Here is a 26,723-nt window from a genome sequence, read left to right on the forward strand (position 1 = left end):
AAGGACAGGCGATCAGAACTTCGGCGACGTCTCCGATGGCGTGTACGGTGTCTTCCCATCGCCGTAGAACCGCTTGCGCGTGGCCTCGGACACTCGGTTGCACAGCACGTCGCCCAGTGTTTGGCGATCGGTCTTGCACTGTTGGCGCAGTTCCTTCAACCGTGCCGGATCGGCGGCCAGTTCTCTCACCGTAGGCACGTTGGCTGGCTTGGGTGCCTCCGATGGGTCGCAGGCCGTGAGCGCCGCAACCAGTAGCAAAGGGGGGTGAATTCAACTCCGGTTCGCAACAGCGTGATTGAAACCCTCGGCGAAGATGTCGAGGGGCGTTTTGTATCGGTGCCGCTTGCGCGGCCGTGTGTTGAGGCGCTGCTCGATGTGGCGTAGCTGCGCGGGGGTGATCGTAGCGAAATCCAGGCTGCGTGGCAGGTACTGGCGGACCAGGCCGTTGGCGTTCTCGTTGCTGCCACACTGCCATGGCGAGTATGGATCGGCAAAGTAGACCTCGGCCTGCAGGGCCGCTGCCAGCAACCGGTGTTCGGCGAACTCCTTGCCGTTGTCGGCCGTCAGCGTGTACACCATGTGGCGGAAGCGGCCCAGGCGCTGGACGATGGCGCGCATCACGTTGCCAGCCGTGCAGTCCGGCGAGCACGCCAGCAACTGCAGGCCGGAGCCGCGCTCGGTCATCGTCACCACCACCGCGGTGCCGCTGGCGGCATGCATGGTATCGATCTCCCAGTCGCCGGTACGGGCACGGCTCTCCACAACGTCGAGGCGCTCGCGCCAGCTGCGCCGGCCCGTCAGCTGGCCGCGACCGTCACGCAGCCGGCGTTTGCGACGTCGCCGTCGAGGGCGGCGCAGGCCTTGGTACAGCGTGCCGCCACGGCGCTGATCGGCGTAGATGTGGCCGTAGATCCATTCGTGGCTGGCAAGGCCGGTGCTTCCGGCGATCTGCTCGGGGCTCCAGTCTTGGCGCAGGCATTGCTCGATCAACGCGATGGCCTGCGGCATGACCCGTGGCCGGCGGCTTGCGTGCGTGCGCCGGCGCTGGCTCAACCGCTGCGCACGCTGCGGCTCGTAGTGCCCGCCACTAGCATTGCGCCTGAGCTCGCGGCTGATGGTGCTGGGCGCACGCACAAGCGTCTGGGCAATCTCGCGCAGGCTGTTGCCGGCCTCGCGCAGGCTGTGGATGCGATATCGTTCGTGCTGGTCCAGGCGGCCGATGGCCATGAGCAACTCCACTTGGCGGTGAAGTGGCTCAGGTCTGGTCGCCTGGGCCACTTCACAACCTCAGGTGTTGCGATTGGGAGTTGAACTCACCGGGTCATTCGCTTCATGGCTCGATGTCCTCCTGGAGATCAGGTTCAAGTGGCGGCGTGGGCCGTGCGCCTTTGGGCAAGTCGATGGCATGCACTCGCTCGATGAATCGGGACAGCACTTCCGAAGACTCGCCCTCGCGACGCAATACATAGGTCGTCAGTACGGGGGAGCGGCCCGCCAAAGGACGCGCGACCACGTCCGGCGCACGGCTGGCCGCGATGTGGGGTGCGCTGGTCAGCCCCAGCGCAAAGCCTGCCGAAACCAGCGCCATCATCAGATCGCAGGAGGCCACGCGCTCGGCAATCAGCGGCTCCACGTCCGACCGGCGCAGCACCCGCTCGACCTGGCGCGCGTGCCCTTCGCACGCCAGTGGGTCGCACAGCACCAGCGGGTACCGCATCATTTCCTCCAGGGGAATGCGCTTGTGCTTGAGCAAGGGATGGCGCGCTGGCACGGCAACCATCAATGGATCGCTCCATACCGCTTCGGCCGCGATGCCTTCGCCTACCTCATCGGACTGGGCGAAACCCACGTCGTACAGGTCGTCGTGCAGCCCCTTGATCTGCTGCGACAGCGGCACCTCGAACAAACGGATATCAGTCTCGGGTTCTTCCTGCCGACACATGGCCAGCAAAGCCGGCAGGCGCGACGGCGTGATGCCGTCGGATAGCGCGATGCGCAACTGGCCGTGGAAGCCATTACTCGCCGCCTTCACGCTGTCGCGTGCTTGTTGTAAAGCAGTAAACACGCGCGGCACATGCTCAAGGAACAGCTTGCCCGACCGCGTCAGCCGCGTGCTGCGGCTGGTGCGGATGAACAACTGCTCGCCCAGCTCTTCCTCCAATTCCTTGATGGTGCGCGACAGCGGTGATTGCTCGATATGCAGTTTCTCGGCGGCGCGTGCGAAATGAAGTTCCTCGGCCACTGCTATGAAGCATCTTAGATGTCGCAATTCCATCGGTGGACACCTTTGTCAACATGAATATGTCTCGCTTGCTTCCGACAACTATTGCCTCTGTGGAGAAACTCACTTGGGCAGACATCAATCTCATGACTTCAGCGTGGTTCGTTCCAGAAAATCCATGACGTGCGGCGCCTGGTCCGGGAGAAAGTGATAGCCCGCTTCGATGAACCGGATTTCCGCGTGAGGAACGGTCCGCTGCAACCTGTCCCTTGTGTCTCGCGAGTCCAGTAGGACGTCCCGCTCACCTATGATCGTCAGGATCGGCATGCCGAGTTCACGGAGTTGGGCATCTGTTAGTTGTGGAATGCGGATCACCCGCGGCTTGGCGGCCAGTCCTACGCTTTTCATAAGTTCTGCGAGCGGTTGCATTTCCTGGGGCAAGACCTTGGGAGCTGGACCGAACACCAGTTTCCATATTCGCCGCTTGCCCCAGGAACCGAGCAGGAGGAGCGGCAGTATCTTCAGCAGGAGATTCTTCTGTCGGCCGATTCCGGACGGACACATCAGCGCCAACGCGCCAACGCTTGCCGGCCTTCTGCTGGCATAGTCAAGAGCCAGCCATCCGCCGAGTGACGTGCCGACGATGGCAACGCGCGTTTGCCCCGATACCAAACCCAGCCGTTCGAGAACCTCGTCGAGCCACAACGCATGGGCGTCGCTGGCAAGGTCGGGCCGAACTCTTGCACTGAGGCCAGCCTCGCCGATCACGTCGATCGCGAACAGTCTGAACTTCGTTGACCACAATGCCACATCGGGTAGCCATGCAGCCGAGTTGGCCATTGAGCCGTGGAGCAGTACGACGGGAGGCGCACTTTCCGGCCCGCAGATCACGACGAACGTCGAACCCTGACGAGTGGATATGTGCAGTTCGGTCTTCGGAACCGGCCATCGCTCCAGGACTCGTCTGTATTGGCCCTCAACAGCCGCAGCCGCCTCGGCGCTTCGATAAACCACGTCATTCATAAGCTGTTACTCATATGAAACTGCAACATCTCTAAGAGCTTGGCCGCGCTGGATGGATCACCGATCACTACGACCTTCATGCTCTTGGCGAGCGGATCGAACGCCGTTTGGAGATGCAGTGGCGCTGCGCCGGCAGGGCGGGACAAGGCAGCGGACTGGAGGAAGGTTGCCAGTCGCTCGGCCTCATCCCCCGGGATATGGGGGATGTCAACGATGCAGGTAGTCCGCACGATTGCCGTCGCAGCTTCGGACACGACGCTCGGGACGCCGGCAAAGGCATCCAGTTCGGAGCGAACGATGCGGTAGGACTTTCCAACGCGCGTCGCCGGGAGCCGTCTGTCGCGGATGTAGCGCAGTACAGTCTTGGGGTGCAGATTCAGGTGCTCGGCCGCTTGCTCGACGGTGACAAGCCTGGCAGTCATTACTAAAACATCCCTATTGAGAATTAATTGAGGTACAATAGGTAATTATAGAGAGTGTCTAGCGAGTACACAACATGGACAACAGGCTTGAGAACATCGGCATACAGATAGATGCCGGACAGGACGTGAAGGATCGACTGCGCGCCGATCTGCGGGTTGCCATGAGGGGCAGGCACGCCTTCGAGGCAAAGGTCATCCGGGTGCTCGTCGCGGCAATCGACAATGCCGAGGCACCGCCCGTCCAGGCCGGGCAGACTGCGTTTATCCCGCATCGTTTCCATACCGGATCGGCAGAAGTGGAGCGACTTCTACTGAGCGAGTCTGATGTGCGTCAAGTGCTGTTGATGGAGATTGATGAACGCGAGCGCGCGGCGATGGAACTGGAGCGTCTGAACATGACGGAGCGCGCCAAAGCCCTGCGCGCAGAGGTGCTATTCGCCAGGCGCTATCTGGAGTGATGGGAATCGGGACACTTGCGCCGCTATTCATGCCAATTCTGCGCTGCCTGCGCCAAGCCGGCATTGCTGCTCTTGGCCAGGCGGCGCGCTCAAGATCTCTTGAAAGCCTCGTTGAACCAGTCTCGCCACTTGGGTTCGCTCGATGCAGCGTGCTGCTCGGCTTCGTCGCGATAGAGATAGAACGCCATGCTGACGTTGGTGGCGTTGCCGACTTCTTAAACTGCGCGGCGCTGATTTCTTTGTTCTTGTTTCGACCCATGCAGCGTCAAACTCCTATCAGGTATTTGGCGCCGACATCGTTTGTTGACCGCTCTAAACTCGAGGGCCGGACACCAAGCTCGACCAGGCCGGCATCTTCGATTCCCGGGTGCCACAGGATGCTCCAGAAGCACGCTCGGCACCGTGCTTCTCTCCCTTCTTTCGGAAACAAACAACATGTGCAATCGCGTCCTCCAGGTCGCTGCGGTAGCAGTGGTCTTCCTTTCTTCAGCGCCTTTCGCGACCGCGCATGAGCTGTGCACGCTGATCGCCGATGCCGATTCCGGCAAGGTGCTTCTGCAGCGCGGCTCCGCCTGCTCCGGGCGCGTGACGCCTGCCTCGACTTTCAAGCTGGCCATCAGCCTCATCGGCTACGACGCGGGCGTGCTGAAGGATGTTGCACAGCCTGCCTTGTCGTATCAAACGGGATATCCGGATTGGGGTGGTGATGCCTGGCGGCGCGACATCACGCCGACCACATGGATCAGGGACTCCGTCTTCTGGTACTCGCAGCAGGTCGTGAAACGCGTGGGGCAGGAGCGCTTCGCGCAGTATGTAAAGGCCTTTCAATACGGCAATGCCGATGTCTCTGCCGTGCCGGTCGATGATCCTGGACAGAACGGCGCCTGGGTGATGAGTTCACTGCGCATCTCCCCCAAAGAACAGCTTGCGTTCATGCGCAAGATCGTGCGCCGCCAGTTGCCGGTGAGTGCGCATGCCTTCGACATGACCGCCCTCATCGCAAACTACAGTGCACCGGTCGACGGCTGGGCCGTGCATGGCAAGACGGGCACCGGATCGCCGGGCCGCGACAACCGCTATGACGCAAGCCGCGCTTATGGCTGGTACGTGGGCTGGGCGACCAAGGGCGCGCGAAGGCTGGTATTTGCGCGCCTGATCCAGGACGAGCAGGCTCTCAAGCCCAACGCGGGCCTGCGTGCGCGCGACGAACTGCTTCGGCTCCTGCCAGCCATCGACCATTGAGACGGGTGTCGCGATGACTGCATTGCGCCGCGCGCTTGCCGCGCTTCTCATCTTTCTTGGATCGTCCTGCGTCCAGGCCCAGACCGTGGCGCTGACATTCGACGACGGGCTCGATCCCCTGAAGGAGCCCGCGGCCCCGTCGTGGAACCGGCAGATCCTGGAGACGCTCCGCGATGCAGGCGTGACGTCCGTGGTGTTTCCCACACTTGTGCGCACCGGCCGGGCGCAGGGACTGGACCTCATCCGGGACTGGGCGCGCGCGGGCCACGCGGTAGGCAACCATACGTCTCGGCACCGCAGCCTGGGATCGCCCCAAGTGCCGCTCGCGGATTTCATCGGCGATGTCGAGGAGGCCGACGTGGTGCTGAGCCGACTCCCTGGCTGGACGAAGATGCTGCGCTTTCCATATCTCAAGGAAGGCAACACGCTCGCGAAGCGGGACGGCATGCGACTCTGGATGCAGGCCGCAGGCTACAGGGCAGCACCGGTTTCGATCGACGCGAGCGACTGGTACTACAACCAGGTCTATGCGGCCTGGCTGAACGAAGGAAATGCCGACAAGGCCGATCGTGTGAAGGCAGCGTACATCGAGCATCTGCTGGACCGTGCCGCCTACTACGATGGTCTGGCCCGGCAGGTCCTCGGCCGCAGCCCTGCCCATGTGATGCTGCTGCACACGAGCAGGATCAACGCCGCTGCGCTTGGGGAGTTGATCGCGGCTTTCCGGGTGCGAGGGTGGGCTTTCATAGCCGCCAAAGCCGCCTTCGAGGATCCGATCTACACCGTGCAGATCGATACCTTGCCGGCGGGCGAAAGCGTCGTCTGGGCCAGCGCCAAGGCTGCGCAGGTTCCAGGGCTGCGCTATCCGGCCGAGGACTCGGTCTATGAGGAGCCCAAGCTGCGCGCGCTGGAACTGGTACCGGCGCGCATGCTGCCGTAGTGCACCGGCAAAGCGTGTGACGATGACATGGTTTTGTTAGCTGCTCTTAGCCGCAGCGTGATGTAGCGTTGCCTGTCATCCTGCTCGACGCGCTCGACAGTGGCTCCGGCGTTTGCTGAGCCGTTCTTTCTTCGCCGGCGTTTGCGCCAGCGAGACTGAGCCCTTCGGCCAGCCGCTTCCAGACATTCAGTTGGGGGGCCTCGCGCTCCAGGCGTTCGGCTTGGCGCGAGAGGCGATCCAGGCGCTTGGCGTGCTCATGCTGGATGAACAGATTGAGGCGGTACTGACTCATAGTTCGATCCCGTCGTGCTGGTCGAGGGACGCCAGCCGGGCCGTGCGCTGTAGGGCCGGATCGGACGAGTCAGAAGCAGATCACTCGCACGGCTGATCTTGTGTTTCTGGCAGTCAAAGCCACGCAGATTGAGGCGGCAGCAGACTGGCTGGCCACGCTGGTCGGGCCGCAAACCGTTGTGCGTGTTTTGCAGAATGGGATCGAACAGGCGGAAATAGTTCGATCACACTTGCCACGCGGGGACATCGTTCCCGCTGTCGTATGGTTTCCGGCACAGGCACTTCAAGGGACGCGGTGCGCCGTGGACTTGGCCGAAAACTTCAGCGCCCTGGCTTGGCGCAAGCTATTGCAGAACGCGGTAGCAGGCCTAATGGCGCTCACGCACCGCCGTTCGGGCATATTCAGCCGATCTGATATCGCTGGCCTGACCCTTGCCTATGCGCGAGAATGCCTGGCCGTGGCCCGGGCTGAAGGCGCCGAACTCGGCGACGAAGTGCCGCAGGAGATTCTCGAAAAATTCCAGGCGGCACCGGCGGACATGAGCACCTCCATCCTCACGGATCGGGAAGCAGGACGGCCACTCGAATGGGATATCCGCACGGCATGATCGTGCGTCGCCGCCGGGTTCATTGCGTTCCGACGCCGATCAGCGACATCCTGGTGCCGCTGCTCGCGGCTGCGAGCGACGGTCCAGGCTAAGGTGCATTTGCTCGCTTGAATACACACCGTTTCAACCAACGGTTGGCCCACGCCGCCTCCCAATCTCCCAGGACACGCCACCGCTACGCATGGTCGCGGCGATCTGCTGCCCCAGCCGCTGTTCGATCACTGGCAGCCACGGCACCAGCGAGAAGCCCATGCCGTCGTCCAGCATCGCGTAGCGCCCACTGGCGAGCGTGACGGAACGCCGGTAGATGCCGGCCACGCGCTGACCGTCGGCGACGGGTCGATGCTCCAGGCCGGTGTCGGCGGTAATGTCCTTGGCGGCCTGCGCCAACTCCCGGTTACGTAGCGTGCCCAGCAGGTTCCGGGCGAGGATCACACGCTGTCCCCGCCGCTCGGCCAGCCCCTGCTCGGCGAGGAAGTCGGCACGCTGTTGCAAGGTGTTCTTGACCTCGCCACCAAAGCCCAAATCACCGAGCCCCTTGCCGCCACCGATCAACTGCTGATCCAGCCAGGTCGCGCCGATCACACGGGCTTGTCGCTCGATGGGCAGGTGTGATTTCAACTCCACCACCACGCCGCCCAGCCGTTGCGCGTCGTACTGGCGACCACGTTCGACCAGGTCGTCCGGCACCTTCCATAGCCCATCGGCCACGCGCTCCACGACGCCGGCCCGGCGCAGGGCTTCCAGCCGGCGGACGTGGGCCGCGACAACCTCCTGTGGGTCGCGTCCGGCCTTGGCCCGGCCCTGTTCGATGGCCAGGTGGTGATTGGCGCGGTACAGGCCATCGCTCGCCAGCGCGGCGATGTTCCTGTCGGCCGCCCGCACCTCGGCGGAACCGCGTACCTCCACCACGGCGCCGCTCCGATAGTTCGCCAGTTCGTCGCGAGTATTGAGCGCGACGTAGTGAGCCTTGCCGTCCACGCCGTCGATGACCAGATAGCCGCGATCATGCAGTTCGTCGGCCAGCCCCTTGGCAGCGACGCGGCCGACGATGGTGCGGCCACTTCCACCGTCATCACGGCCCGGTTCGAACACCGACAGCTCACGCGGTGGACCGCTCATGGCCCGCTGCATCGTGCGGATGATGTCGCCGCGCTCGCCCAGGGCGCGTAAGGTTTTCTCCGTATCGGCATGAACAGCCCAGGTACCGGGCTGCGTCTCATCGGCCAAGCCCAGGCGCTGCAAACGTTGAAGGCGGCCGATCAGCAGCAGGCGCTGGCGTTGCAGCCGGGGTTCGCTGAAGCGTTCGATCCGCACCCGGCCATCCTCGCCGGCCTCGCGCTGCAAGGTGCGATCCAGGCTCGTCCATCGCTCCTGTTCCACCTCGCGCCCCAAGGTCTGCTGGATCTCCAGTTCGGTACGCTGCCCCAGCCATTCTGTCGCCAGCTCGGCGGCCCGGTGGCGGAAGCCGTGGGCGATGTAGTCGCTGGCGATGATGAGGTCTTTGCCAGTGTCGTCGCGCCCGCGCACGATCAGGTGTGTGTGCGGGTTGTCGGTGTTCCAGTGATCCACCGCCACCCAATCCAGCCGCGTGCCCAGGTCGGCTTCCATCCGGTTCACCAAATGCCGGGTGTAGGTGCGCAGGTCTTCCAGCTCGGCGCCGTCCTCCGGGGAGATGATGAAGCGGAAATGGTGCCGGTCGTCTGCGGCCCGCTCTTTGAAGATATCGAGGTCGGCGTCATCGGTCTGCGGACCGTAGGCTCGGCCCGGTTCGCCATCGCGGCCCACGCCGTCGCGCTCGATGTAGCGCAGGTGCTTGGCGAGCGACTGCGGGCTGGCATTGCGCTGGTTGACCAGCAAGGTCTTGATCGTCACACGCCGCGACATGAGCGTCAGCTTCGCGCCCGCGAAACGCGCTGCCGTATGGCCGCGCCCCAGGCGCGAGCCGGGGCGCTGGCCGGCGCGTGCGCCGCTGCCGGCTGCGGAATGCCGCATCGAGGACTTGCCGCCGCTGGCCTTGCCGGCCTGCTTGAGCACCTTGGAAACGAAACTCTGATCATGGCCCTTGCCCCGGTTCTTCGGGGCGCTGAGACGCACGCGGAAATCGTCGTCGTGGCGGTCGGTCATGGCTGCGCTCCCTGCAAGCCGCGGCGTGTTCTGTCGTGCGAAGCACGCGGACATGCCTGCATTGGCGCGACCTTCGCGCCGAACGCGGCACGGCGGCGCAGCCGCTCCGTGCTGCGTTCCCCCCATATGCAGACAGGCTTTCGACGCGGCCCGGTGCCGCGTCCTTTTGTCTTGCCTTCCGCCTTTGCCTGTCGCTGGTGCTCCAGGCGTCGGCGGTCCGGCGGTGCTGTGCTGCTTGCAGCCAGACCGCCGGCGAACGCGCAGAGGGACACGCCGATGGCAGCAGGCTGGGTGCGTTCGAGGCAAGACGCCTGCACACTGGATGGCAGCGCCGAAGGCAGCGCGAAGTGCGGTGCGAATGCACCCGCGCTGCACGCGCGACGACATGCGGAAAGCCACCGGATCGACATGCGCGATGGCACGATGGGATGCACGGCAACGTGCAGCGAATCGGCGGCCATCATGGGCGTGTCTCCAGCCAGACCGGATGTGCGATGCCGATCACGGCGGATGCGCTAACTGGCCCGAAATACCGGCTGTCGAACGACGCCGGATTGGTGACACTCAACAGGAACAGTTCGCCAGGCCCAAGGTGGCGGCATTGCGGCCAAAATGACAGCGGCCGACCCAGCCGGTCGACAGGCAGCACGGCGGCCACCGGCACGCCGTCGATGCGTACCTGCCCGGCGACGATGCAGACGTGTTGCGGCGCGACCGCGCCCACACGTTTGAGCAGCGGAATTTGCGACGGCAGGTAGCCGCGCTGCGCAGCGAGCGCGGCAGCATCGGCGGGCAATCGGGTCAGGACGATGCTGCCCACGGGCAAAGTGCGTGGAAGCGAGGCGGCCCGATGGTCAAGCGGCTGCACGTGATACCAGCCGACCGGAACGCTGTCGGACGGGTTGTAGATCAGGCGCGGTAGCGGATGCACCAAGGCCGCCCAGGCCAGCGCAGCGAGGCCGACGGCGGCGAAGCCCGCCAGCATGATGCGAGCGCGTCGGCGTGAGCGAAGATGCGACTCAATTTCGGGTGTGCGTGCGGTGGTGGGATGGACGGTCATGGCAGCGCCCTCCCTGCCAGCCACGCGGCATGCCGCTCGGCGGTGTATTCGGGCAGCGGCACGCGCGCCGCGAGCCGGTTGCCCAGCGTGCGCCAGTACGCGGGCGACACGTCGATGGCGGCGATGCCCAGCGCCTCGATGGCGTCGATGCGCTCCAGCACGGCGCGCACGCTGGCGTCACCCTCGGCGTGCAGCAGCAAGCGCGCACCGGGCCGCACGCCGGGGATGCGCTGCAAGGCATCCAGCGGCGTGCCAGCCTGCATCACCATGAGCTGCCAGCGGATCGTGCCGTAGTCGTTAGCTTCCCAGCGCACGCGGCAGAACATTGCACGCGGCAGGAACACCGCGCAGCGCCGCCAGCGGTCGAGCCGCAGCGTGCGCGCCGGTTCGCCGAAGCGCAGGTAGAGTTTGAAGCGCGGTTCGATGTAGGCCAGCGATACGCGCGTCAGCGGCACGTTGCCGGCCTGGCCGGCGAGTACCGCGAGCGACGGCGCAGCCGGGGGCGATGCGGCGACCGTGGCCGTGTTCGCGGCGGGTGCAGCGGATGCGTTCATGGCGTGTTCTCCGTGCGGTGCTCGGGAAACTCCCGCTCCAGCAAAGCGCGCAGCAGTTCGGCCACGGTCACGCCCTGGCCGAAGGCGGCGATCTTGATGCGCGCGCGTAGCGCAGGCGTCACGTCGAGGGTCAGGCGTGCGGTGTAGAGGTCGGTTTTCTGCAAGGCGTCGGCATCGCCCTGGCGAATCCACGCCTCGGCGTGCGGATTCGCCGGTGGACGCGCACCGATGCCGACACGCTTGCCCGCGCGTTTACGGACGGGTTTGTCATTGCGGCCGCTCATGTCGGCCACCACAGCAGTTCGTCCACCAGGGCGGTGATTTCACGAGCAGCGGCACTGTCCGGCGCCGTCTCGCGGGCAAGCCGGCCAGCGGCCACGCTGTCGGCGAAGACGATGCGCTGGCGCACTTCGGCGCGTAACGCCGGCAGCGGCTGTTCGGCCAGCGATTGACGCGCCTCCCGACCGATCACCGTGGTGCTGACGCGCCGGTTGATGACAAAGGCCGCGCGCAGCGCAGGACGGAACACCTGCGCCTCGCGGATCAGCGCCACCATCTCGGCGCTGGCCCAGAGGTCATACGGGCTGGGCTGTACGGGAATCAGCACCCGCTCGGCCGCCAGCAGCGCGGAGCGCGCCAAGGCGGCGATCCTGGGCGGGCCATCAATGACGACGTGATCGGCCCGCCTGGCGAGTTCTGGCGCTTCCTGGTGCAGGGTTTCGCGGGCCAGGCCCACGGCGCTGAACAGCCGGGGCAAGCCTTGCTGGCTTCTGCGCTGCGTCCAGTCCAGCGATGAACCTTGCGGGTCGGCATCCAGCAGGATGACCGACTGGCCGCGCAGCGCCAGTTCTCCGGCGATGTGCGTGGCAAGCGTGGTCTTGCCCACGCCGCCTTTCTGGTTGAGCAAGGCGACGATCATGGCGCAGCCCTCCGATCTGGAAAGCCAGCCGGGTCTTGCCTTGCCGAACGGGGTTGGATTTCAAGCCGTTTTTGCCTTCGGATTGGCGGTGCTTTTGGGCGTTCGCCAGTTGTCCACCGAAACGGCGCTTCTCTACTAAAAGTTAGAGAATTTAAGTTAGGTATGTTAGAGGGAACGAAAACCCGCGCCGTTATTGGCTTTCCGGCGTTTTCGTACTCCTGATAGCACGATAGTCGTACTCCCGATAGCACGATACCCCTTACTCCTGATAGCACGACACTATTCACAGCTTGTCCACCAGTTATCCCCGTGCCGTGGGCGGCACGGGCCGGAAGGTCAGCAATTCCACGTCGTCCTCGGGTATCCGCACGATGCCCAACTCGTACCCTGGCAAGGATTGCCGGGCGACCAGGGCACGCAAGTCGTAGGCAAAATCCGAGAATCGCGTGCTGCTGCCCGATTTCTGGTGCAGGTAGCGGAAATCGAACTGCCAGCCGTATTCCTGCCTGCCGCCGTGCTTGCGCACCAGGCGGTACAGCCAGCGTTCGATGCCGCCCGTGAGCCGGAAATACGCTGGGTCGATGGTCAGCACCAGGGCGGCGTCGAGCACGCCCGCGTAGAACCAGTCCGGCAGGATCAGTTCGATGCCCAGCGGCGTGCCACTGGCGTCGGCCAGCTCCTTCCACTCGTTGATCCACGAGAAGCGATGCAGCCGCCTTCCCGTCGTTTCGCGGATGGAAGTCGCCACCGTGGTCGATTGCAGCCGGTCGAGCGCTGCCTTGAGGCGCTGGTAGTCGCGTGAGCCGGTGCCGCGCCCGATGAAGCGCAGGATCTCGTAAGGCGTGGCGTGCATCAGCCGCGACGGCCGCAGGCCCGCGTCCTTTGCCTCCACGATCTGGCTGGCGGCCCAGATCAGGATGTCGGCATCCCAAATCGTGGCAATGCCGTGCTCCTGTGTGCCTTCCACGCGAATCGTCACGTTTCCCGCCCGGAAGTCGATGGGCTTGACCCGCTTGGATTTCGCCAGCGAGAAGAACGGATAGGCCATCAAGTCCTGGCTGTCGCGCGGCGCCATGTCGCCGGGCAAGGCGCGGAACAGGTCGAGCTGTTCGCGCTCCTGCACGGGCCGCTGCCGGGACGGCAGCGCGGGACTGGACATGACGGCGGCCACCCGTGAACCTGCGATCAGCGGCGATCACGGTAGTCACCCGCATGGCGCTCGGCGTACTCAGGGTCGGACGTGGCATCGAAGCTGCGCGCATCGGCCCAGGCGTCGAGGTCGGCCACCGCGTACATGACGCGCCGGCCGAACTTGCGGAACTTCGGCCCGCCGCCGATCACGCGCTGCTTCTCCAGCGTGCGCGGAGAAAGGCGCAGGTAGTCGGCGGCTTCGTCGTTGGTCAGATAGCGTTGGGGCTGCGCGGGCGCAGCGACAGCAGCGGAAGGAGCGGTTACAGAGGGCCGCAAGGGAGCAGGTCGCATGGGATTTACCTCCATCAAGCCCGGCCACACCACGTGGCCGGATGGAGGCACTTTCGAGAAATTCAGGCTTCCTGCTAAGGGACGAATTGCAGGGAGTGCAAAACGTCCCCCCTCACTACGATGCAACTGGCGCAAGCTGCGCCAGGCTGCGATAGCCGCCGCGCATCAGCGCCTCGCCACGACGCACCAGCCGCCGCACGCGGGCACGCAAGGCGCTGTCGGCGTGCCAGTCGGCTGCCACGGCATCCACACCGAACAGCCCTTCGGCGACCTCGCGCAAGGACGCGCCCGCCAGGGTCGCGTCGAGCGCCTGGATCGTGTGCAGTTCCTGCACCGCCGCGAGCGTGGGCCTGGAACGGGCCACTGCCGCAGGCACGGCATCCGGCAGCGCCGTCAGCTTGTCCAGTTCGGCCACCAGTGCCCGATAGCGCGCGCAGGGCGTGGCGCAGGCGCGGGTGGCATAGAGGTAGGCCATGCCGTCTTCCAGGCCCGGCGCCAGCGCAAGCCGCAGGCAGCAGCCGGGCCAGTGCGACATCAGCACCAGACGCTTGCCGTCGTGGATCAGATGCTTGCGGCCGGGGACGCGCCAGAACTCGAAGGCATAGGCTTCGGGTGGCGGGTCGGCGTCGGGGTAAAGCTGCACCACGCCGCTGTGATCGGGAAACCAGGCCGGATGCGCGTCGCGCGCGTCCAGGGCCGGGTCTTCCAGCAGGCGCAGGCCCCAGCGGTGCGCCGCGTCCGGCCGACGACGACGGCGCAGCCAGTCGCGTCGGTAGTCGGGATTGCGGCGCAGGTACTCCCAGGCCAAGGCCGGGCCATCAAGATGCAGCGTGTAGAGATACGCAGCGGTCGGATACCAGTGTTCGGCACTCGGGCCAGCCATGACGCAACCTCCTATCAGTCAGCAGGAACGTCTCCACGGTTTTCGGCGTGCGGGAGCTACTGGTTCAACATCAAAACGTCATCGTGATCGGGTTAAGCTGAAACTGCGGGTGTCAAGTCCGATTGGCTCCGGTGCATTGCGAAAATCGTCTGAATGCGACGGCTACGCCGCCTGGAATTGACGGTCAGCAGCCGATACCGTGCCGCAGCACGGGCCAACAACCATGACTGTTTACAACAGGCTTGCACCGCTTCGGTGCAAGAGTGCGGATTCAGACCGGGCGGGTCTTGAGTGAGACTGAAATAGTCACAATGCGCCCCGGCTGGATGGACTGCACAGCTCTGTCGCGGCAGACCGCGCAGGGGTCGATCAGTCCGGTATCGAACCGTCTTCCTGCGCGAGCCGGACGTACTCCGACAGCGAACGCGTCGGCTGAAAGTAACGATCGCGCGTCACGGACTGCTTGCGCGGCCCGACGATGGACGCCAGGTCGGACAGCTTGACCGTGCCCAGCGCCGGCATCCCGATGCCCAGGTCAATCAATCCATAGCAGGTGTCGCCATCCGCAGGATCGAGCGACACCAGCAGCCAGGTCGCGTGCGCGTCCGGCGTGAACAGCCGCACCACGGGCAGCGGGTCGATGACTTGGCCGGCAGCGCCGGCCTGGCCGTTGGCTAGCAAGCGCGTGCGGTCGTCGGTGGTGATGAGCGGTTTCATGGCCGCACTCCCACGGATGCGCAGAACCGCTGAGACGCTTTCCCGCCTTCCCACGAAAGCACAGAAGCGCATGACCACGCATCCACAGAAGTGTAAAGGCACGAAGGCGTATGTGCGGAGGTCAGGAAAGACACGATTCAGGCTCTCCGGTTTGGAGGAAACCCGCCGATACGGATTTCCGTAAAGGCACAAAAACGGGCGAAATTGGATGAATGAGTTAAATATAACGTGGTTTTAATTGTTCTGCGAATCGACGCTTCTGTCTATGCAGAAGCGAACCGTCCAGCGCGGCCGACCGGCCGGCTCCACCACCTTCGATGCCGAATTGGCCCAAGCCTTCGGCGCGGCGGTGCGTGCGCTGCGAACGGAACAGGGTGTTGCCCAGGAGACGTTAGCCAACTTGGCCGGCATCGAGCGCTCGCACATGGGCAAGATCGAGCGTGGAGAACATGCGCCGAGCCTGGCGGTCATCTTCAAGATCGCCAGGGCGTTGGAGTGCAATACGGCAAGACTGATGTCTGAAGCAGAGCGACGGTTTCAGGTGCCTATTTCGGTGCCCAAACCCTAAAAAAATTTGAAAGCCATTTAGATTTTGGGGGTATGTAGTGAGTATTGCCGACAGCCGACAATTTATAAAATCGGTAAGATTAAATCCAGAAAATTTCTTTCTTATTCACTATTCTTGTCAAAATCTCTACGACGAAAATGAAGCATTGTCACCACGCATCACCTCCATTGCGATTAACCACTATGCCAGCGGGCAATCAGTGAGCTTTTCAACGCACTCAATTGCCGAGGAGTTGCGAATAGCTCGAAGCGATGTGATTCAAAGATTTGATGAAGTAGAAATTGAATTATTGACTCAATTTTATAGATTTATTCGAGATCGCCGCGATAAATACTGGGTGCATTGGAACATGCGGAATCTCACCTATGGTTTCGAGCACTTGGAACATCGCTACCGTGCGCTAGGAGGTACAGATGCATGTGTCATTGCCGTAGAGCGAAGGTTGAATTTGAATGATTTAATAGCCGACCGCTATGGATCAGACTATGCCAAGCATCCAAAAATGCTGTCACTGATGGAAATTAATGGCGGGAGGCATAGAGATTTTCTTGACGGAAAGGAAGAGGTTGATGCTTTTGAGAACAAAGAGTTTTTACGAATGCACAACTCCACACTATCAAAGATTGGATTTTTTAGCTCTGCCATGCGCAAATTGGTTAACGGAAAGCTTAATACGGCATCAAGAGGGTTCGGTATAGCAATTGATAAGCTTTTCGAAAGTCGAGGGGCAAAAATTATTGGACTATTGGGTACGATAATTACCATCCTTGTTGGCTTGTGGCAGGCCATATTGTGGTTAAGCTGAAATAAGAGCGTAGCTAACAAAAATACCTTGACCACCTGGCAGCAGTGCGTGCGCTGCGCACGGAACGCGGCATCGCCCAGGAAACGCTGGCCAACCTGGCCGGCATTGAGCGCTCGCACATGGGCAAGATCGAGCGCGGCGAGCATGCGCCGACCCTGTCCATCATCTTCAAGATTGCCAGGGCCCTGGAATTCAGCGCAGCGGTACTGATGGCCGAAATGGAAAGTCAGTTATAGATTCCGCATGGTCAGATAGATTGCTGCACGTCTTCAATCAAGCTTTTCTCGAAAGAAGTTAACGGCAAGTCGTTGACTTGCAACCGCGACAAGTTGCTCAATGCCTTGTCCAACATCCCATCGGAGTTCAGAACAGTCTCCAGCTTTTTTGCTATTGGAAATGGAAGACCATACTCATCCAAGGCAATCAATGCAGCATCGGAAAAAAGACTTTCTACCTTCCCGCTAAAGAAACTGTATTCGGACTTCAACGTAGGTTTACCAAGGCGCTCAACGAGGGAGTTTTGAATTCTGCAGACGCCCATTGCCAATCTTGGGAATCGGTACTGTGGCCACTGCCTGATGAACTCCAAGGAAGCCTCAACCGCGTCATCTGGATCTGTACCCTTATCAATTTCTTGCGAGATAACAGAACTCAATGACGTATTCCGCATTTGGTTGATCTTAAACGCGAGCTGCTTTCCCGAGCTAATTCCCCCAACTCGCCCAGTTTCATTTATGAAAAATTCCCATATTTTTTCGCAGAGATTAAGCAGTTGCTCCCAGTCAGGGTAGCCACTCCAGGATAGCTTTCGAAGCTCTGTTGGGTTCTCCACCAAATAGCGAGCCAATGCGATCTGATCCTGTGGCTCAATACCGGTATTTTGACGAATTACGTCGATACCAAGAATCTGTTGTTGGTAATATGGCTCTAGCCGCTTTCGTGAATTTCCGCGCAGATCTGACTCGTCGAGCTGAATAAGCAAGCTTTCACTCGTATTTTGGGAGTCTTGGGAAAAAACAGGAACTTCCACTAAAGGAAGTTCTTGCTGGGGCGGCTCATGGAAAACATAGACGTTGCCAATAAAATGTTTAAACATCCTCCCGGAGCGGCCGCGAATGTTATTGAAAGTGAAGAAGTCGTATTTTTGTTTTGCAATTTTGTTGTCGAAAATAATTACATTTTTTGCTTTTGTATTTACACCTTCGATAAGGGTTGATGTGCAAACAAGAATTGGTAAACTACCCTCGTTGAATCCTTTGACACAAAGCTGCGCAAGTGCTCGCGGCATACGGCCGTGATGCATGCCTACGCCATTACGAAGACCTTTAACTAAAGTCCATTCGGGATGATAGTTTTCTCCCGCCCATTGGGCGGCATCTTCCATGCCTGCATTTGGTCTATCTAATTTTTCAGACAACATTTCCACAATCTTACGTGCTTTGTTTGGAGACGCACAAAAAATTAGCGTGGGGCCATCCATTTCGTTGCACAGGCCAAGTAGTTTCTCCATGTCCTGCCCCTTCTTAGGCCGGACCGGAATCAACTCGGTCACCACAGTGGCAAAGTCTGTTCTAATGAACTGACATTTAAATCTTTCGGGAAATCCGTCTGGGATGTTCTGTATATTTGGGCCAAGAAGATAAAACTGACGAGACTGCTTTGTGAGTTTATAGAAAGCATGATTGAGCGTCATTGCCCGACTGGAATCCTCACGAGGATCAAGCTTATAAAACTCATCAAGCACAAAAAGATCAATTTCGGGTAGATTCGGAAAATCTACCGCACGCTCTTGCGTTAAAACGAAGACATTTTTAGTGGTAACCTCTTGTGATGCGTGAGTAATTACCTTGTGGCTTTCTTTTAGTCCAGAAAGGCGACGCCTTGTTTCGTCAATAAGCGCAATCGTAGGCACTACAATCACGACATTATTAAATCGACCACTTTCTATCAGTGCATCAACCAGCGCGCTTTTTCCAAAACTCGTTGGCGCGCTCAGTACAATGCTCTCGCCGTCGATGATACGCCTAAAAACCTCCGCCTGAACTCTATGAAACACCAGCCCTTCATTTTCGCCAAGCTTCTCTATATCCTGATCTACTGATGCAGTGATGAGACTTGGGCGATGAAACTCTCTGGCCAGCGCATCCTTGATTGACAGCGATTCGGCATGCAGATATGGATAAAGACCATAGTGGCGTATCAAGCCATTTAGGATTTCACTAAATTCTTCAAACTGATCGCGCTTATCCAGTACGCGCAAAATCAATGACTGGACAACCCCATCGCTGTGACCTTGGGATCGACTAGCAAGCGAACAGATGGATTGAAGGATTTCAAACGCACTGGAGTTGCTAGTCTGATTGCTCTTCAAGAGCTTTTCGATTTCATCAGGCTTTAGCATTATTGAAGCCCCTTCAAACTTCCGTCCAAACACTCAATGAGTGCCTTCTTTGCATTCAGTGGAATCAGGAATAAATGCACTTTTAGCGGTAGAGATAGTCCAGAAAGCTTCTCTTCAAGACTATCCCTGACAGCCATAACTTCTTCTACAAGCGCCTGGTTGTACTGCGGCGTCACCTTGGTGTGCCCCTTCAAAGCATTACTGTCGTAAGTAATTAGCACTGGAATGCAGGCTGCGTCAAAGACCTCGTCCAATGAAGTATTCGCATCAAGAAGCCTGGCAAGCTTGGAGTAATGGGGAGAGCTTTTATCTAACTTATTTGCGATCAGGGCCACTTCATTTTTCATGTAGTCGATTTGCGTGTGATCCTGAATTTCTTTCACAACATCTCGTATTGCTCGGCTTGCGTCATCGTAAAATTTCACCTCCCCAAGCCACAGCTGCAATTTGTCGTCAACTTCGACCACATGTACGGCGTCATAGCCTTTGACAGTGTTATTTACTGAATCCTTCCAGTAAATTTTGCTAATGGCCGGGATAGATCTGTGAACTTGGCGTAGCGCGATATGCAGGAATAGCTCGCCAAACTCCCCCCGCAGCTTGTATTTGTCGGTTTGATAGACCAATCTTGCTGCTTTCCTGAGAAGCTTTACGGCTGTCCCGGGCCTGAAATCCTCCAGTTCTTCTGCTGACAAGCAAAACTCAGGGAGCCACTCCATAGCATGCTCAGCCAATGCGTCGGCGCGCCACTTCCCCCCCTCGTAACCTGCACACAAGGCACAAACAGCGGGAGTTTGGGATATGTCATGTACCTTGACGGATAAGAATGGCGCTGGCGGATCGGGAAACGGCATTGACTGACCCTTTTTAGTATTGGGGAGAAGAGGAATTCTTTGCTGTTCGTCTCAAACCACCGCAAGTATTACTAGGCCCTGCCATATCGAATTGACGCCAATCCGGTACATGGGCACTCATCAATGCCTTAAAAACCTTCCCATGCGTTGAATAGCGAAGATGCAACAGCTCATGGACAATGACGTAGTCTTGAAAGCACTCGTCTCGATCAAGCAGGTCGATGGCTAAAGTAATGGTTCCTGACGATGAGCATGAGCCCCATTTCTTACGCATATCTTGGACACGGACAACACGAGGGTTCACCTTCAACTTGATCGCCCATGTCATAGCACGACGCTTCAGGTCCTGCGCTGGATAGCCTGAGCGCTTCATTTGTCGCCCTCCATAAGCAGTATCTGGATGACGAGATCAACAACGCGCGCCCGGTCAGTCGCAGCCAAAGCCAGAAACGGCTTATACATTGCCGCCCGTAGCCGCCGCTGCTCGTCAGCATTAACCTGTGCATTCGGGAATCGGCCAAGTAAATCCTCAGCATCCTTGGCCAGAAGCATAGGATCGAGGGCTTCCGCCTTGACGGAAGTGTCGTCACGCAGAACCCAGGCAACAGCAAAAGCTCGAGCCGACAAGCCGCTGTCACGGGCTGCCTTCATGGCCGCTTCCTTTTCCGTAGCCAGTGCCGCCAACTGATCCATTGCTGCCAGACCGGTGGTCTTTCGCTCCTCCAAATCCTTCAAAATGCGTTCGGCTCGGTCTTTCAGCGGTTGAAGCACGGGCGCGGCGGCAGGGTCTACGTCGATTTCCTGCTGCAAGCCGCGCACGAGGTTGAACACTTTGCCCTCATCGCTGCCCTTGTCGCCGCGCAAGGATTGCAGCGTGGCCACATCGAAGGTGACACTCTTGGTGAGCCGCCCCAAGCCTTGCTGTTCGGCGCTTTCTTCGATCAGCCGGCGTGTTTTGTAGGCTAGGTCGGCGATGAATCCGACCTTCTCCGCATAGGCATTGCGTACCGCTGCATACAATTGACTCAACTGCTTGTAGCTGGCGATGTGGTCGCGTAGCTCTGGCGAGGGCGAGAGTATTTCCCACAGCGCCTCGATTCCCTTGTATTGGTCGAAGAAGGCCTTACGTGCTTCCGGTTCAAGGAAGCGCCCGAATACCAACTTTTCCAGCCGTTCGTCCGGCGCGCCCTCTACATTGACATCGAGGTATTCCTGCTTGGCCTGCGCGATGCGCTGCAGAAAATCCTGCAAGAGCACATCCAGGTCCTCAATCACGCCGCCCACGTCGCTGGAATCAAATTTCAGCGCCTTCTTCAACTCACGCAGTACACCGACGAAATCCACCACCAGCCCCACGCGCTTCTGCACGCCGTTGGCATCAACATAAGGCCGGTTCACGCGCGCAATGGATTGCAACAGCACATGGTCGCGCATAGGCTTGTCGAGGTAGAGGCAATACAGCGGCGGTGCGTCGTAGCCGGTGAGCAGCTTGTCGGTGACAATCAGAATCTTCGGGTTCTCGGCGGGCTTTTTGAATAGCAGGCGCACCTGCTCCTCGGCCTCGTCAGAAAGCTGCAACTTCGCCACCAGCGGGCGGTCAATCGCATCTGCTGCGTTCTGGGTATAGACTGGCGCACTCCATTCCGGCGGCAGCAGCTTATCCAGAGCTTGTTTGTACTTGGCGCAGGCTTCCCGGTTCACAGCCACCACGAACGCTTTGTAGCCCAGCGGCAGCACGTTTTCCTTGAAGTGCTCTGCAATGAAGGCCGCCACCTTTTCGATACGGTCGTCAGCAGTCAGAAAGGTGCGCAGGCCCACGGCGCGGTCAAGCACCTTGTTGAGCTCTTCCACATCCGAGACGCCTTCGCTTTCGGCCAGTGCGAAGAACTCCTTGTCCAGTCGTTCGGCGGGCACAGTCATTTCGCTGGGGGCCATTACATGCTTGATCGGCAGCGTGGTTTCGTCGGCGATGGATTCGGCAATCGAATACTTGTCCAGATAACCGGCTTCGTCCTGCGTGCCGAAAATCTTGAACGTACCCTCGCCTTGTGCGCTGCGCGCGATCGGCGTGCCAGTGAAACCGATGATGGTGGACATCGGCAGCGCCGCCATTAGATAGGTGCCCAAGTCCTTCGCCACCGAGCGGTGAGCCTCGTCGATGAAGACATAGACGTTGTCGCGAGCACAACTATCTTTCTTGATTTCATCGAACTTATGGATCATCGTGATGATGAGGCCGCGAAAATCTGCATCCAGCAGTTGTTGCAGCTTTGCCTTGGTATTGGCGCGCTCTACCGCGATATCCTGCGCCTGCATCTCGCCCAATAGCCGTTCCACCCAGCCCTTCAACTGGCCTTCCAGTTCAGTGCGATCCACGACCAGTAGAACGGTGGCATTTTGGAAGCGCGCCTTGTCCTCCAGAATTTGCCGAGCTGCCGTCAGCAGCGTGAAGGTCTTGCCCGAACCTTGCGTGTGCCAGACCAGCCCGCGCGTCTTGGCCGGGTCTGCACAACGCTCAAGGATGGCGTCAATAGCGCGACGCTGGTGCTGGCGCAGTACGGATTTTCGGGTTTCGCCGTCCTGCACGTAAAACAGAATCCAGTGCTGCAAAGTGCGCAGAAACTCGCTCGGCTCGAAGAACGCCTGCACCGCGAAGCGGTAGCTTTCCTCCGGCGCCTGTTTCCAGCGCGCCATGTCGCGACGGTTAGCGTTCCACGTCACGCCGTACCAGTAGTCGAGCAGGTGTGTCACGTTGAACAACTGCGTGGTCGCCAGCAGCTCCGGCGTTTCCAGTTCGTAGCGGCGCAGTTGCTTGATGGCGCGCTCGATCGCACCGCCGTCCTTTGGGTTCTTGTGCTCAACGATGACCACTGGCACGCCGTTGACCACGAACATGACATCGGCGCGGTTGCCCTTGGGACGAGCAGGCGACTTGATCCTCCATTCCCACGTGACGTGAAAGACGTTTTCTGCGGCATGGTCAAAGTCGATCAACGTCACCGCTCGGTGCCGCTTTTCGGCCTCGTCGTACCACGCGCGTTCGCCGCGCAGCCACGACAGCAGCTCGCGGTTGCCTTCGATGCTGGCGGGCAGCGCGTCCAGTGTTTCGACGATGGCGCGCACCGCATCCGCCGTCAGCCACGGGTTGAAGGCGGCCAGCTTGTCTTCCAGCACGTCGCGCAAGAAGGTGCCCGCATCGCCGCCGCGTTTGGTGCGGGCATCGTCGGGCGCGAGGGTCGTCCAGCCGATTTCCGCCGCATGCCGCACCATCGGGAACTGCACGGTGCCCGCTTCGCTGATTTTCAGGGGCTTGCTCATGCCGTGGCCTCCAGGGTTTGCGCCGGAGCCACAGGCAGCACCGACAGGTCAAGGTCGGCGACGCGGATTTCGCCGGTCATCAGCTTGTGCAGCAGGGACTGGAACAGTTCTTCCAGCACGGTGCGCTTGCGGCGGTGCAGGGCGATCTTGCGGTCGAGGGCGTCGAGGATGGCGACGATTTCGCACTGCTCGTCGAGCGACGGCAGTGGAACGGGCAAGTCTTTCAGGAACGCGCAGGTCAACGCGCCTTTCGTGCTGCCGCCGCCTGATGCCACCTGTCGCAGATAGTCGTATTGAGTTTCGAGATAGCCCCTGACGAATCCCGGCTCCGCTTGCCCGGTATCGGTCTGAACATAGGCAACATGCTGGCTGATGGTGGCTTCGATGTTGAGAACTGCGCAGTGGCCGAGCGTCTTGCCTTGGCCGGTAATCGCCATCAAGACAGCGCCCGGCTTGACCCTCGGCAGATGGCATTCATCCAATGCCGTTTCGGTGACGAACTGATCTGCCTGCTCAATCTCGCGGTCATAGACCTTCGCGCTCGTCAGCCACGGGAACTTGCCGCCAGTCCAATACGCGGGAACCGTCCGCTTGGGTGTCGAGCCGTTGCCGATTTTTCCGAGTGAACCAAGTGGCACGACCTCCCAGCTTTCCGGCACCAGTCCAATCTCGGTTTCCTTCTGCGCCTCGCCGCGCAGGCCGCACGTGAACAGGCGGCTCATGGCGGCGCGCTTGAGTTCGTTCGTCGTGTCTTCGGCAGCACGCTCCGTGTTGATGCCCGTGCGACACTGGTCGAGCACATCCGCGATGCTGCGCTGCTCGTGTGAAGGCGGCAGCAGAACCGGGATGCGGTCAATCTTGGCTTGGTTGAGCGTATTGCCCTTGACCTGTCGGTCTTGATGGTCGGCGTAATCAACCTGCGAAAGGAAATAGCCCAGATAACGCTGGTCAACGCCATCGCGCGGATAAATCGAGATGATGGCTTCGTTGTGGCAAGCGGGGATGCCCAGTGTGGCGACGCGACCGATGGTGAGCTTGAAACTCATCAGCAGTGTGCCCGCAGGAACCACGCGACCGCGAAACACATCTTGGAAGGCCGCTTCAGAAACGGATTCCTTCGTCGTCGTGATGCTGCCGTAGTCCTCCATGTCGGAGATGGCAACCCACGGAGTTCGATTCGCACCGTCTTTCCAATACGCGGCTTTTGCCCGTGCAGGCGTGCGACCAGTCGCGTAGCGCGCGACCTGACTGAACGGTTTTTCGGTCCAGCCTCGCGGCAATTCGCTCATTTGGCGACTCCGGCAAGCAGGCGGTACAGCGAGCGGTTCACTTCGGCGGTCTGCTCGTCCAAACGTGCAAGCTCGGCGACAAGCTGCGGCAAATCGCGGTGTGCCGCATCCTCACTCTGACCAACCCAGCGGCTCGGACTCAGGTTGTAGTCCGCTTCCTCCGCCCGCTGCGTGGTGATGACAGCGACTTCGCCCTCGACCGCTTCGCCCTTCAGATACATCGCCGCCAACGCACGGATGTCCTCCTCCGGCAGATAGTTCTTCGGCTTGCCCTTGCGGAAATGCTTGCTGGCGTTGAGCAGATGAATCTTTCCCTTGCGCGCGGCGGGCTTGCGCTTGTTCAGCACCACGATCACGCCCGCCGCCGTGGTGTTGTAGAACAGGTTTTCGGGCAGCAGGATCACGCCATCGATGAGGTCGTTGTCCACGAACCATTTGCGGACGTTGCGCTCCTTGTCCTCGTTCTTGCTGCCGCTGCCGCGCGTCACCGCGCCGGTGTCCAGCACCACGCAAGCGCGGCCATCGTCGTCCAGCGCGGCAAGCGTGTGCTGCAACCACGCCCAGTCGCCCTTGCCGCTGGTGATGCCGCCCGCCGTCTGGAAACGCTCGAACGGATCGTTCTTGAACAGGTCGGGCGTGAAAGGCTGGTTCCACATCGGGTTGGCGACCACGATGTCGTGGCCGCGAATCCTGCCCGCTGCGTCTCGGAACTTGGGATTGATCATGGTGTCGCCACGCGCCAGCTCCACCTCCATATCGTGGATGATGGCGTTCATGCGCGCCACGGCGTAGCTTTCGGCCTGCAATTCCTGGCCACTCAACTTCACAGGCACGCGACTGGTGGGGTCGAGTTCGCGGGCAACGAGCTGCATTTTGATCAAAAGGCCTGCCGAGCCGCAGGCGTAATCGTGGCAGGTTTCGCCGGGGCGCGGGCGCAGGATGTGCGCCATCAGGAAGCCCACCTCGGTTGGCGTGAAGAACTCGCCCGCGCTCTGGCCGGAGCCTTCGGCGAACTTGCGCAGCAGGTATTCGTAGGCGCGCCCCAGAAAGTCGGGCTGCACGTCTGCCAGGCCAAGGCGATAGCGTGGATCGGAGAAAGTCTCGACCACGCCGCGCAGTTTGGCAGGGTTGATGTCACGCTCACCGTTGCGCTCGGCAGCGAAGTCCACCACGTCTAGCACGCCGGAAAGGTCAGGGTTGTGCTTCACAACGGCACGCACGGCGCGGGTGAGGTGTTCGCCGATGTCGCGCGGGGCGGTGCTGCGGCCTTTGTCGTCCACCGGCCAGTCGTAGGATTCGCGCCCGCTGAGGACGGCCCACCGCGCTTCGGGCGGCAGGTAAAAGCGCAGCAACGAATGGTCGGCTTCGGCGATCTCCAGTGCGGTGGCACGGTCGCCGTAGTCCTCGGCCAGACGCGCGATCTCGTCATCGAACACATCCGAGAGGCGCTTTAGGAACAGCAACGGAAGCAGATAGTCCTTGAACTTGGCGGCGTCCTTTTCACCCCGAATGGAGCAGGCTGCATCCCACAGCATTTGCTCCATAGGCTTCGTGGTCGGGGCGGCAGCAGGTCGCCGCCCCCGGCGAGGTGTCGCAGAAACAGAAGTCTGCGCTTCATCTGCGACGGACGCCTCCGAAACACCAGCTTCCAGTGCGAGAGCTGCAATTGCCTGTTGCGCTGCACGTTGCGGCTTGCTATTGCCGCCCTCCCAGCGATTGACTGTGGCAAATGAAACCCCAAGACGCTCAGCAAGTTGCTCTTGGGTAAGATTGAGCTGCGAGCGAATAGCGCGAAGCGTCGTGGCAAAATTGGGGGCTGTATTTGTCATGTTTGATATATTTGCTATATAGCGAATATTTGTCAAGAAATTCTTTGCTGCGCAATAAAAAAGGGAGCCAAAGCTCCCTGTAGCTCAGATCAGTCCGTGTTCTGCAAACGACACAGTGTCCGCGCCAGCCACGATGACATGATCCAACGTCCGTACATCGATCAGCACCAGCGCCTCCTTGAGCCGTTGGGTCAACGCCCGGTCGGCCGCGCTTGGCTCAGGATTCCCACTCGGATGGTTATGCGACAGGATGACCGCCGCTGCGTTGAGCCGTAGCGCCTCTTTGACCACTTCACGCGGATACACCGATGCACTGTCGATGGTGCCCCGGAACATCTCGGCGTATTCGATCAGCCGATGGCGCGTATCCAGAAACAGTACCGCAAAGACTTCATGCTCGAAGCTTGCCAGCTTGTTGCGCAGGTACTCCTTGACCAGCGCCGGCGAAGTGAACTCAGCTCCACGCTGCATCTTCAGCTCGATGGCCTGGCGTGCCGCTTCAAGAATTTGATCCACCGATGCCGGCAGATAGCGCCCCTGGGCATCACACACCAACAAAGCGTCATCGAACGAGGAAAAGGACAGTTGCGACATGATCGTGCTCCGGTTGCTCGGGCGGAATTGCCCGGAACCGTGGCCAGCACGGCGCAGCGCAAAGCAGTCAGGGGGCGTAGCCGACCGCCAGGGCGCAAGCGTGCAAGCACGCGCAGCC

31 protein-coding genes and 1 pseudogene are annotated in these 26,723 nt (G+C 60.5%); 8 read left to right on the forward strand and 24 right to left on the reverse strand.

Annotation, left to right across the window (positions count from 1 at the left end):
- Positions 1-12: 12 nt before the first annotated feature.
- The 5 genes from ACPFMA_RS21545 to ACPFMA_RS21565 all read right to left on the reverse strand — a co-directional run bounded on the left by ACPFMA_RS21545 (position 13) and on the right by ACPFMA_RS21565 (position 3,666).
- Positions 13-270: an EexN family lipoprotein gene (locus ACPFMA_RS21545; protein ID WP_425930617.1), complete on the reverse strand. Its 258-nt coding sequence runs from the start codon at positions 268-270 to the stop codon at positions 13-15.
- On the reverse strand, positions 271-1,227 hold the full coding sequence (locus ACPFMA_RS21550; protein WP_425930618.1) for an IS30 family transposase: 957 nt from the start codon (positions 1,225-1,227) through the stop codon (positions 271-273).
- A gap of 103 nt (positions 1,228-1,330) precedes the next feature.
- On the reverse strand, positions 1,331-2,275 hold the full coding sequence (locus ACPFMA_RS21555; protein ID WP_425928666.1) for a LysR family transcriptional regulator: 945 nt from the start codon (positions 2,273-2,275) through the stop codon (positions 1,331-1,333).
- 90 nt (positions 2,276-2,365) lie between these two features.
- Positions 2,366-3,244 (reverse strand): alpha/beta fold hydrolase, encoded by an 879-nt coding sequence (locus ACPFMA_RS21560; RefSeq protein ID WP_425928667.1) that lies wholly within the window; start codon positions 3,242-3,244, stop codon positions 2,366-2,368.
- The gene (locus ACPFMA_RS21565; protein WP_425928668.1) at positions 3,241-3,666 is read right to left on the reverse strand and encodes a helix-turn-helix domain-containing protein; all 426 of its coding nucleotides are present in this window, start codon (positions 3,664-3,666) and stop codon (positions 3,241-3,243) included. Before ACPFMA_RS21565 ends, ACPFMA_RS21560 begins: the two co-directional genes overlap by 4 nt.
- Positions 3,667-3,740: 74 nt before the next feature.
- On the opposite strand from ACPFMA_RS21565, the gene ACPFMA_RS21570 reads away from it, so the two are divergent.
- The 3 genes from ACPFMA_RS21570 (at position 3,741) to ACPFMA_RS21580 (ending at position 6,306) form a co-directional block, all read left to right on the forward strand.
- Positions 3,741-4,124: a hypothetical protein gene (locus tag ACPFMA_RS21570; RefSeq protein ID WP_425928669.1), complete on the forward strand. Its 384-nt coding sequence runs from the start codon at positions 3,741-3,743 to the stop codon at positions 4,122-4,124.
- Positions 4,125-4,559: 435 nt separating this feature from the next.
- Complete coding sequence (gene blaOXA, locus ACPFMA_RS21575; RefSeq protein WP_425928670.1) at positions 4,560-5,366, forward strand: class D beta-lactamase; 807 nt, start codon at positions 4,560-4,562, stop codon at positions 5,364-5,366.
- 13 nt (positions 5,367-5,379) lie between these two features.
- Complete coding sequence (locus ACPFMA_RS21580) at positions 5,380-6,306, forward strand: polysaccharide deacetylase family protein (RefSeq protein ID WP_425928671.1); 927 nt, start codon at positions 5,380-5,382, stop codon at positions 6,304-6,306.
- A gap of 46 nt (positions 6,307-6,352) precedes the next feature.
- Here the strand turns inward: ACPFMA_RS21580 and ACPFMA_RS21585 are convergent, their stop codons facing one another.
- Entirely contained in the window at positions 6,353-6,598 is a 246-nt protein-coding gene (locus tag ACPFMA_RS21585; protein ID WP_425928672.1) for a hypothetical protein, read from the reverse strand.
- 100 nt (positions 6,599-6,698) lie between these two features.
- On the opposite strand from ACPFMA_RS21585, the gene ACPFMA_RS21590 reads away from it, so the two are divergent.
- On the forward strand, positions 6,699-7,205 hold the full coding sequence (locus ACPFMA_RS21590) for a 2-dehydropantoate 2-reductase N-terminal domain-containing protein (RefSeq protein ID WP_425928673.1): 507 nt from the start codon (positions 6,699-6,701) through the stop codon (positions 7,203-7,205).
- Between the two features lie 123 nt (positions 7,206-7,328).
- On the opposite strand, the gene ACPFMA_RS21595 is transcribed toward ACPFMA_RS21590, so the two are convergent.
- Genes ACPFMA_RS21595 through parA form a run of 6 tightly spaced genes read right to left on the reverse strand, consistent with a single transcriptional unit; the run spans position 7,329 to position 11,865 of the window.
- Positions 7,329-9,332, reverse strand: coding sequence for a DUF3363 domain-containing protein (locus ACPFMA_RS21595; RefSeq protein WP_425928674.1), 2,004 nt, complete (start codon positions 9,330-9,332; stop codon positions 7,329-7,331).
- The gene (locus ACPFMA_RS21600; protein ID WP_425928675.1) at positions 9,329-9,796 is read right to left on the reverse strand and encodes a hypothetical protein; all 468 of its coding nucleotides are present in this window, start codon (positions 9,794-9,796) and stop codon (positions 9,329-9,331) included. Before ACPFMA_RS21600 ends, ACPFMA_RS21595 begins: the two co-directional genes overlap by 4 nt.
- Positions 9,793-10,392, reverse strand: a complete 600-nt coding sequence (locus ACPFMA_RS21605; protein WP_425928676.1) for a S26 family signal peptidase — start codon at positions 10,390-10,392, stop codon at positions 9,793-9,795. Before ACPFMA_RS21605 ends, ACPFMA_RS21600 begins: the two co-directional genes overlap by 4 nt.
- On the reverse strand, positions 10,389-10,946 hold the full coding sequence (locus tag ACPFMA_RS21610; protein WP_425928677.1) for a DUF2840 domain-containing protein: 558 nt from the start codon (positions 10,944-10,946) through the stop codon (positions 10,389-10,391). Before ACPFMA_RS21610 ends, ACPFMA_RS21605 begins: the two co-directional genes overlap by 4 nt.
- Entirely contained in the window at positions 10,943-11,230 is a 288-nt protein-coding gene (locus tag ACPFMA_RS21615; protein WP_425928678.1) for a chromosome partitioning protein ParB, read from the reverse strand. Before ACPFMA_RS21615 ends, ACPFMA_RS21610 begins: the two co-directional genes overlap by 4 nt.
- Positions 11,227-11,865: a ParA family partition ATPase gene (parA, locus tag ACPFMA_RS21620; RefSeq protein ID WP_425928679.1), complete on the reverse strand. Its 639-nt coding sequence runs from the start codon at positions 11,863-11,865 to the stop codon at positions 11,227-11,229. The genes ACPFMA_RS21615 and parA overlap by 4 nt, the downstream gene beginning before the upstream one ends.
- Between parA and ACPFMA_RS21625 the strand changes: the two genes are divergently transcribed.
- The gene (locus ACPFMA_RS21625; protein ID WP_425928680.1) at positions 11,864-12,004 is read left to right on the forward strand and encodes a hypothetical protein; all 141 of its coding nucleotides are present in this window, start codon (positions 11,864-11,866) and stop codon (positions 12,002-12,004) included. The two genes, parA and ACPFMA_RS21625, sit on opposite strands and share 2 nt — an antisense overlap.
- A gap of 162 nt (positions 12,005-12,166) precedes the next feature.
- Here the strand turns inward: ACPFMA_RS21625 and ACPFMA_RS21630 are convergent, their stop codons facing one another.
- From ACPFMA_RS21630 to ACPFMA_RS21645, 4 genes are all read right to left on the reverse strand, one after another.
- Positions 12,167-13,024 (reverse strand): replication initiator protein A, encoded by an 858-nt coding sequence (locus ACPFMA_RS21630; RefSeq protein ID WP_425928681.1) that lies wholly within the window; start codon positions 13,022-13,024, stop codon positions 12,167-12,169.
- Between the two features lie 26 nt (positions 13,025-13,050).
- Positions 13,051-13,347, reverse strand: a complete 297-nt coding sequence (locus ACPFMA_RS21635) for a helix-turn-helix domain-containing protein (RefSeq protein ID WP_073646489.1) — start codon at positions 13,345-13,347, stop codon at positions 13,051-13,053.
- A 115-nt stretch (positions 13,348-13,462) separates the two neighbouring features.
- Entirely contained in the window at positions 13,463-14,230 is a 768-nt protein-coding gene (locus ACPFMA_RS21640; RefSeq protein ID WP_425928682.1) for a DUF2285 domain-containing protein, read from the reverse strand.
- A 369-nt stretch (positions 14,231-14,599) separates the two neighbouring features.
- Positions 14,600-14,947 carry a DUF2958 domain-containing protein gene (locus ACPFMA_RS21645; RefSeq protein WP_425928683.1) on the reverse strand — a complete coding sequence of 116 codons (348 nt, stop codon included), beginning with the start codon at positions 14,945-14,947 and terminating at the stop codon, positions 14,600-14,602.
- Between the two features lie 265 nt (positions 14,948-15,212).
- Here ACPFMA_RS21645 and ACPFMA_RS21650 point away from each other — a divergent pair, with 265 nt between their 5' ends.
- Genes ACPFMA_RS21650 through ACPFMA_RS21660 form a run of 3 tightly spaced genes read left to right on the forward strand, consistent with a single transcriptional unit; the run spans position 15,213 to position 16,556 of the window.
- Positions 15,213-15,515, forward strand: a complete 303-nt coding sequence (locus tag ACPFMA_RS21650; RefSeq protein WP_425928685.1) for a helix-turn-helix domain-containing protein — start codon at positions 15,213-15,215, stop codon at positions 15,513-15,515.
- Positions 15,516-15,552: 37 nt separating this feature from the next.
- On the forward strand, positions 15,553-16,320 hold the full coding sequence (locus ACPFMA_RS21655; RefSeq protein ID WP_425928686.1) for a hypothetical protein: 768 nt from the start codon (positions 15,553-15,555) through the stop codon (positions 16,318-16,320).
- Positions 16,321-16,364: 44 nt separating this feature from the next.
- Positions 16,365-16,556 carry a helix-turn-helix domain-containing protein gene (locus ACPFMA_RS21660; protein WP_425928687.1) on the forward strand — a complete coding sequence of 64 codons (192 nt, stop codon included), beginning with the start codon at positions 16,365-16,367 and terminating at the stop codon, positions 16,554-16,556.
- 11 nt (positions 16,557-16,567) lie between these two features.
- Here the strand turns inward: ACPFMA_RS21660 and ACPFMA_RS21665 are convergent, their stop codons facing one another.
- The 8 genes and pseudogenes from ACPFMA_RS21665 to radC all read right to left on the reverse strand — a co-directional run bounded on the left by ACPFMA_RS21665 (position 16,568) and on the right by radC (position 26,605).
- A complete protein-coding gene (locus tag ACPFMA_RS21665; protein ID WP_425928688.1) occupies positions 16,568-18,721 on the reverse strand; it encodes a DEAD/DEAH box helicase in 2,154 nt (717 codons plus the stop codon).
- Positions 18,721-19,575 (reverse strand): HamA C-terminal domain-containing protein, encoded by an 855-nt coding sequence (locus tag ACPFMA_RS21670; RefSeq protein ID WP_425928689.1) that lies wholly within the window; start codon positions 19,573-19,575, stop codon positions 18,721-18,723. The genes ACPFMA_RS21665 and ACPFMA_RS21670 overlap by 1 nt, the downstream gene beginning before the upstream one ends.
- A gap of 13 nt (positions 19,576-19,588) precedes the next feature.
- Positions 19,589-19,948, reverse strand: a complete 360-nt coding sequence (locus tag ACPFMA_RS21675; protein WP_425928690.1) for a M48 family metallopeptidase — start codon at positions 19,946-19,948, stop codon at positions 19,589-19,591.
- On the reverse strand, positions 19,945-22,893 hold the full coding sequence (locus tag ACPFMA_RS21680) for a type I restriction endonuclease subunit R (protein ID WP_425928691.1): 2,949 nt from the start codon (positions 22,891-22,893) through the stop codon (positions 19,945-19,947). The genes ACPFMA_RS21675 and ACPFMA_RS21680 overlap by 4 nt, the downstream gene beginning before the upstream one ends.
- Positions 22,890-24,182 carry a restriction endonuclease subunit S gene (locus ACPFMA_RS21685; protein ID WP_425928692.1) on the reverse strand — a complete coding sequence of 431 codons (1,293 nt, stop codon included), beginning with the start codon at positions 24,180-24,182 and terminating at the stop codon, positions 22,890-22,892. The genes ACPFMA_RS21680 and ACPFMA_RS21685 overlap by 4 nt, the downstream gene beginning before the upstream one ends.
- Positions 24,179-25,726 (reverse strand): type I restriction-modification system subunit M, encoded by a 1,548-nt coding sequence (locus ACPFMA_RS21690; protein ID WP_425930619.1) that lies wholly within the window; start codon positions 25,724-25,726, stop codon positions 24,179-24,181. The genes ACPFMA_RS21685 and ACPFMA_RS21690 overlap by 4 nt, the downstream gene beginning before the upstream one ends.
- A 123-nt stretch (positions 25,727-25,849) precedes the next feature.
- A pseudogene (locus ACPFMA_RS21695) lies at positions 25,850-26,011 on the reverse strand (helix-turn-helix domain-containing protein); the annotation flags it as partial.
- Positions 26,012-26,095: 84 nt separating this feature from the next.
- On the reverse strand, positions 26,096-26,605 hold the full coding sequence (radC, locus tag ACPFMA_RS21700) for a RadC family protein (RefSeq protein ID WP_425928693.1): 510 nt from the start codon (positions 26,603-26,605) through the stop codon (positions 26,096-26,098).
- Positions 26,606-26,723: the final 118 nt, after the last annotated feature.

Origin of the sequence: Pseudomonas sp. NyZ201 (assembly GCF_049860765.1) — a bacterium.
GTDB lineage: Bacteria > Pseudomonadota > Gammaproteobacteria > Pseudomonadales > Pseudomonadaceae > Aquipseudomonas > Aquipseudomonas bharatica.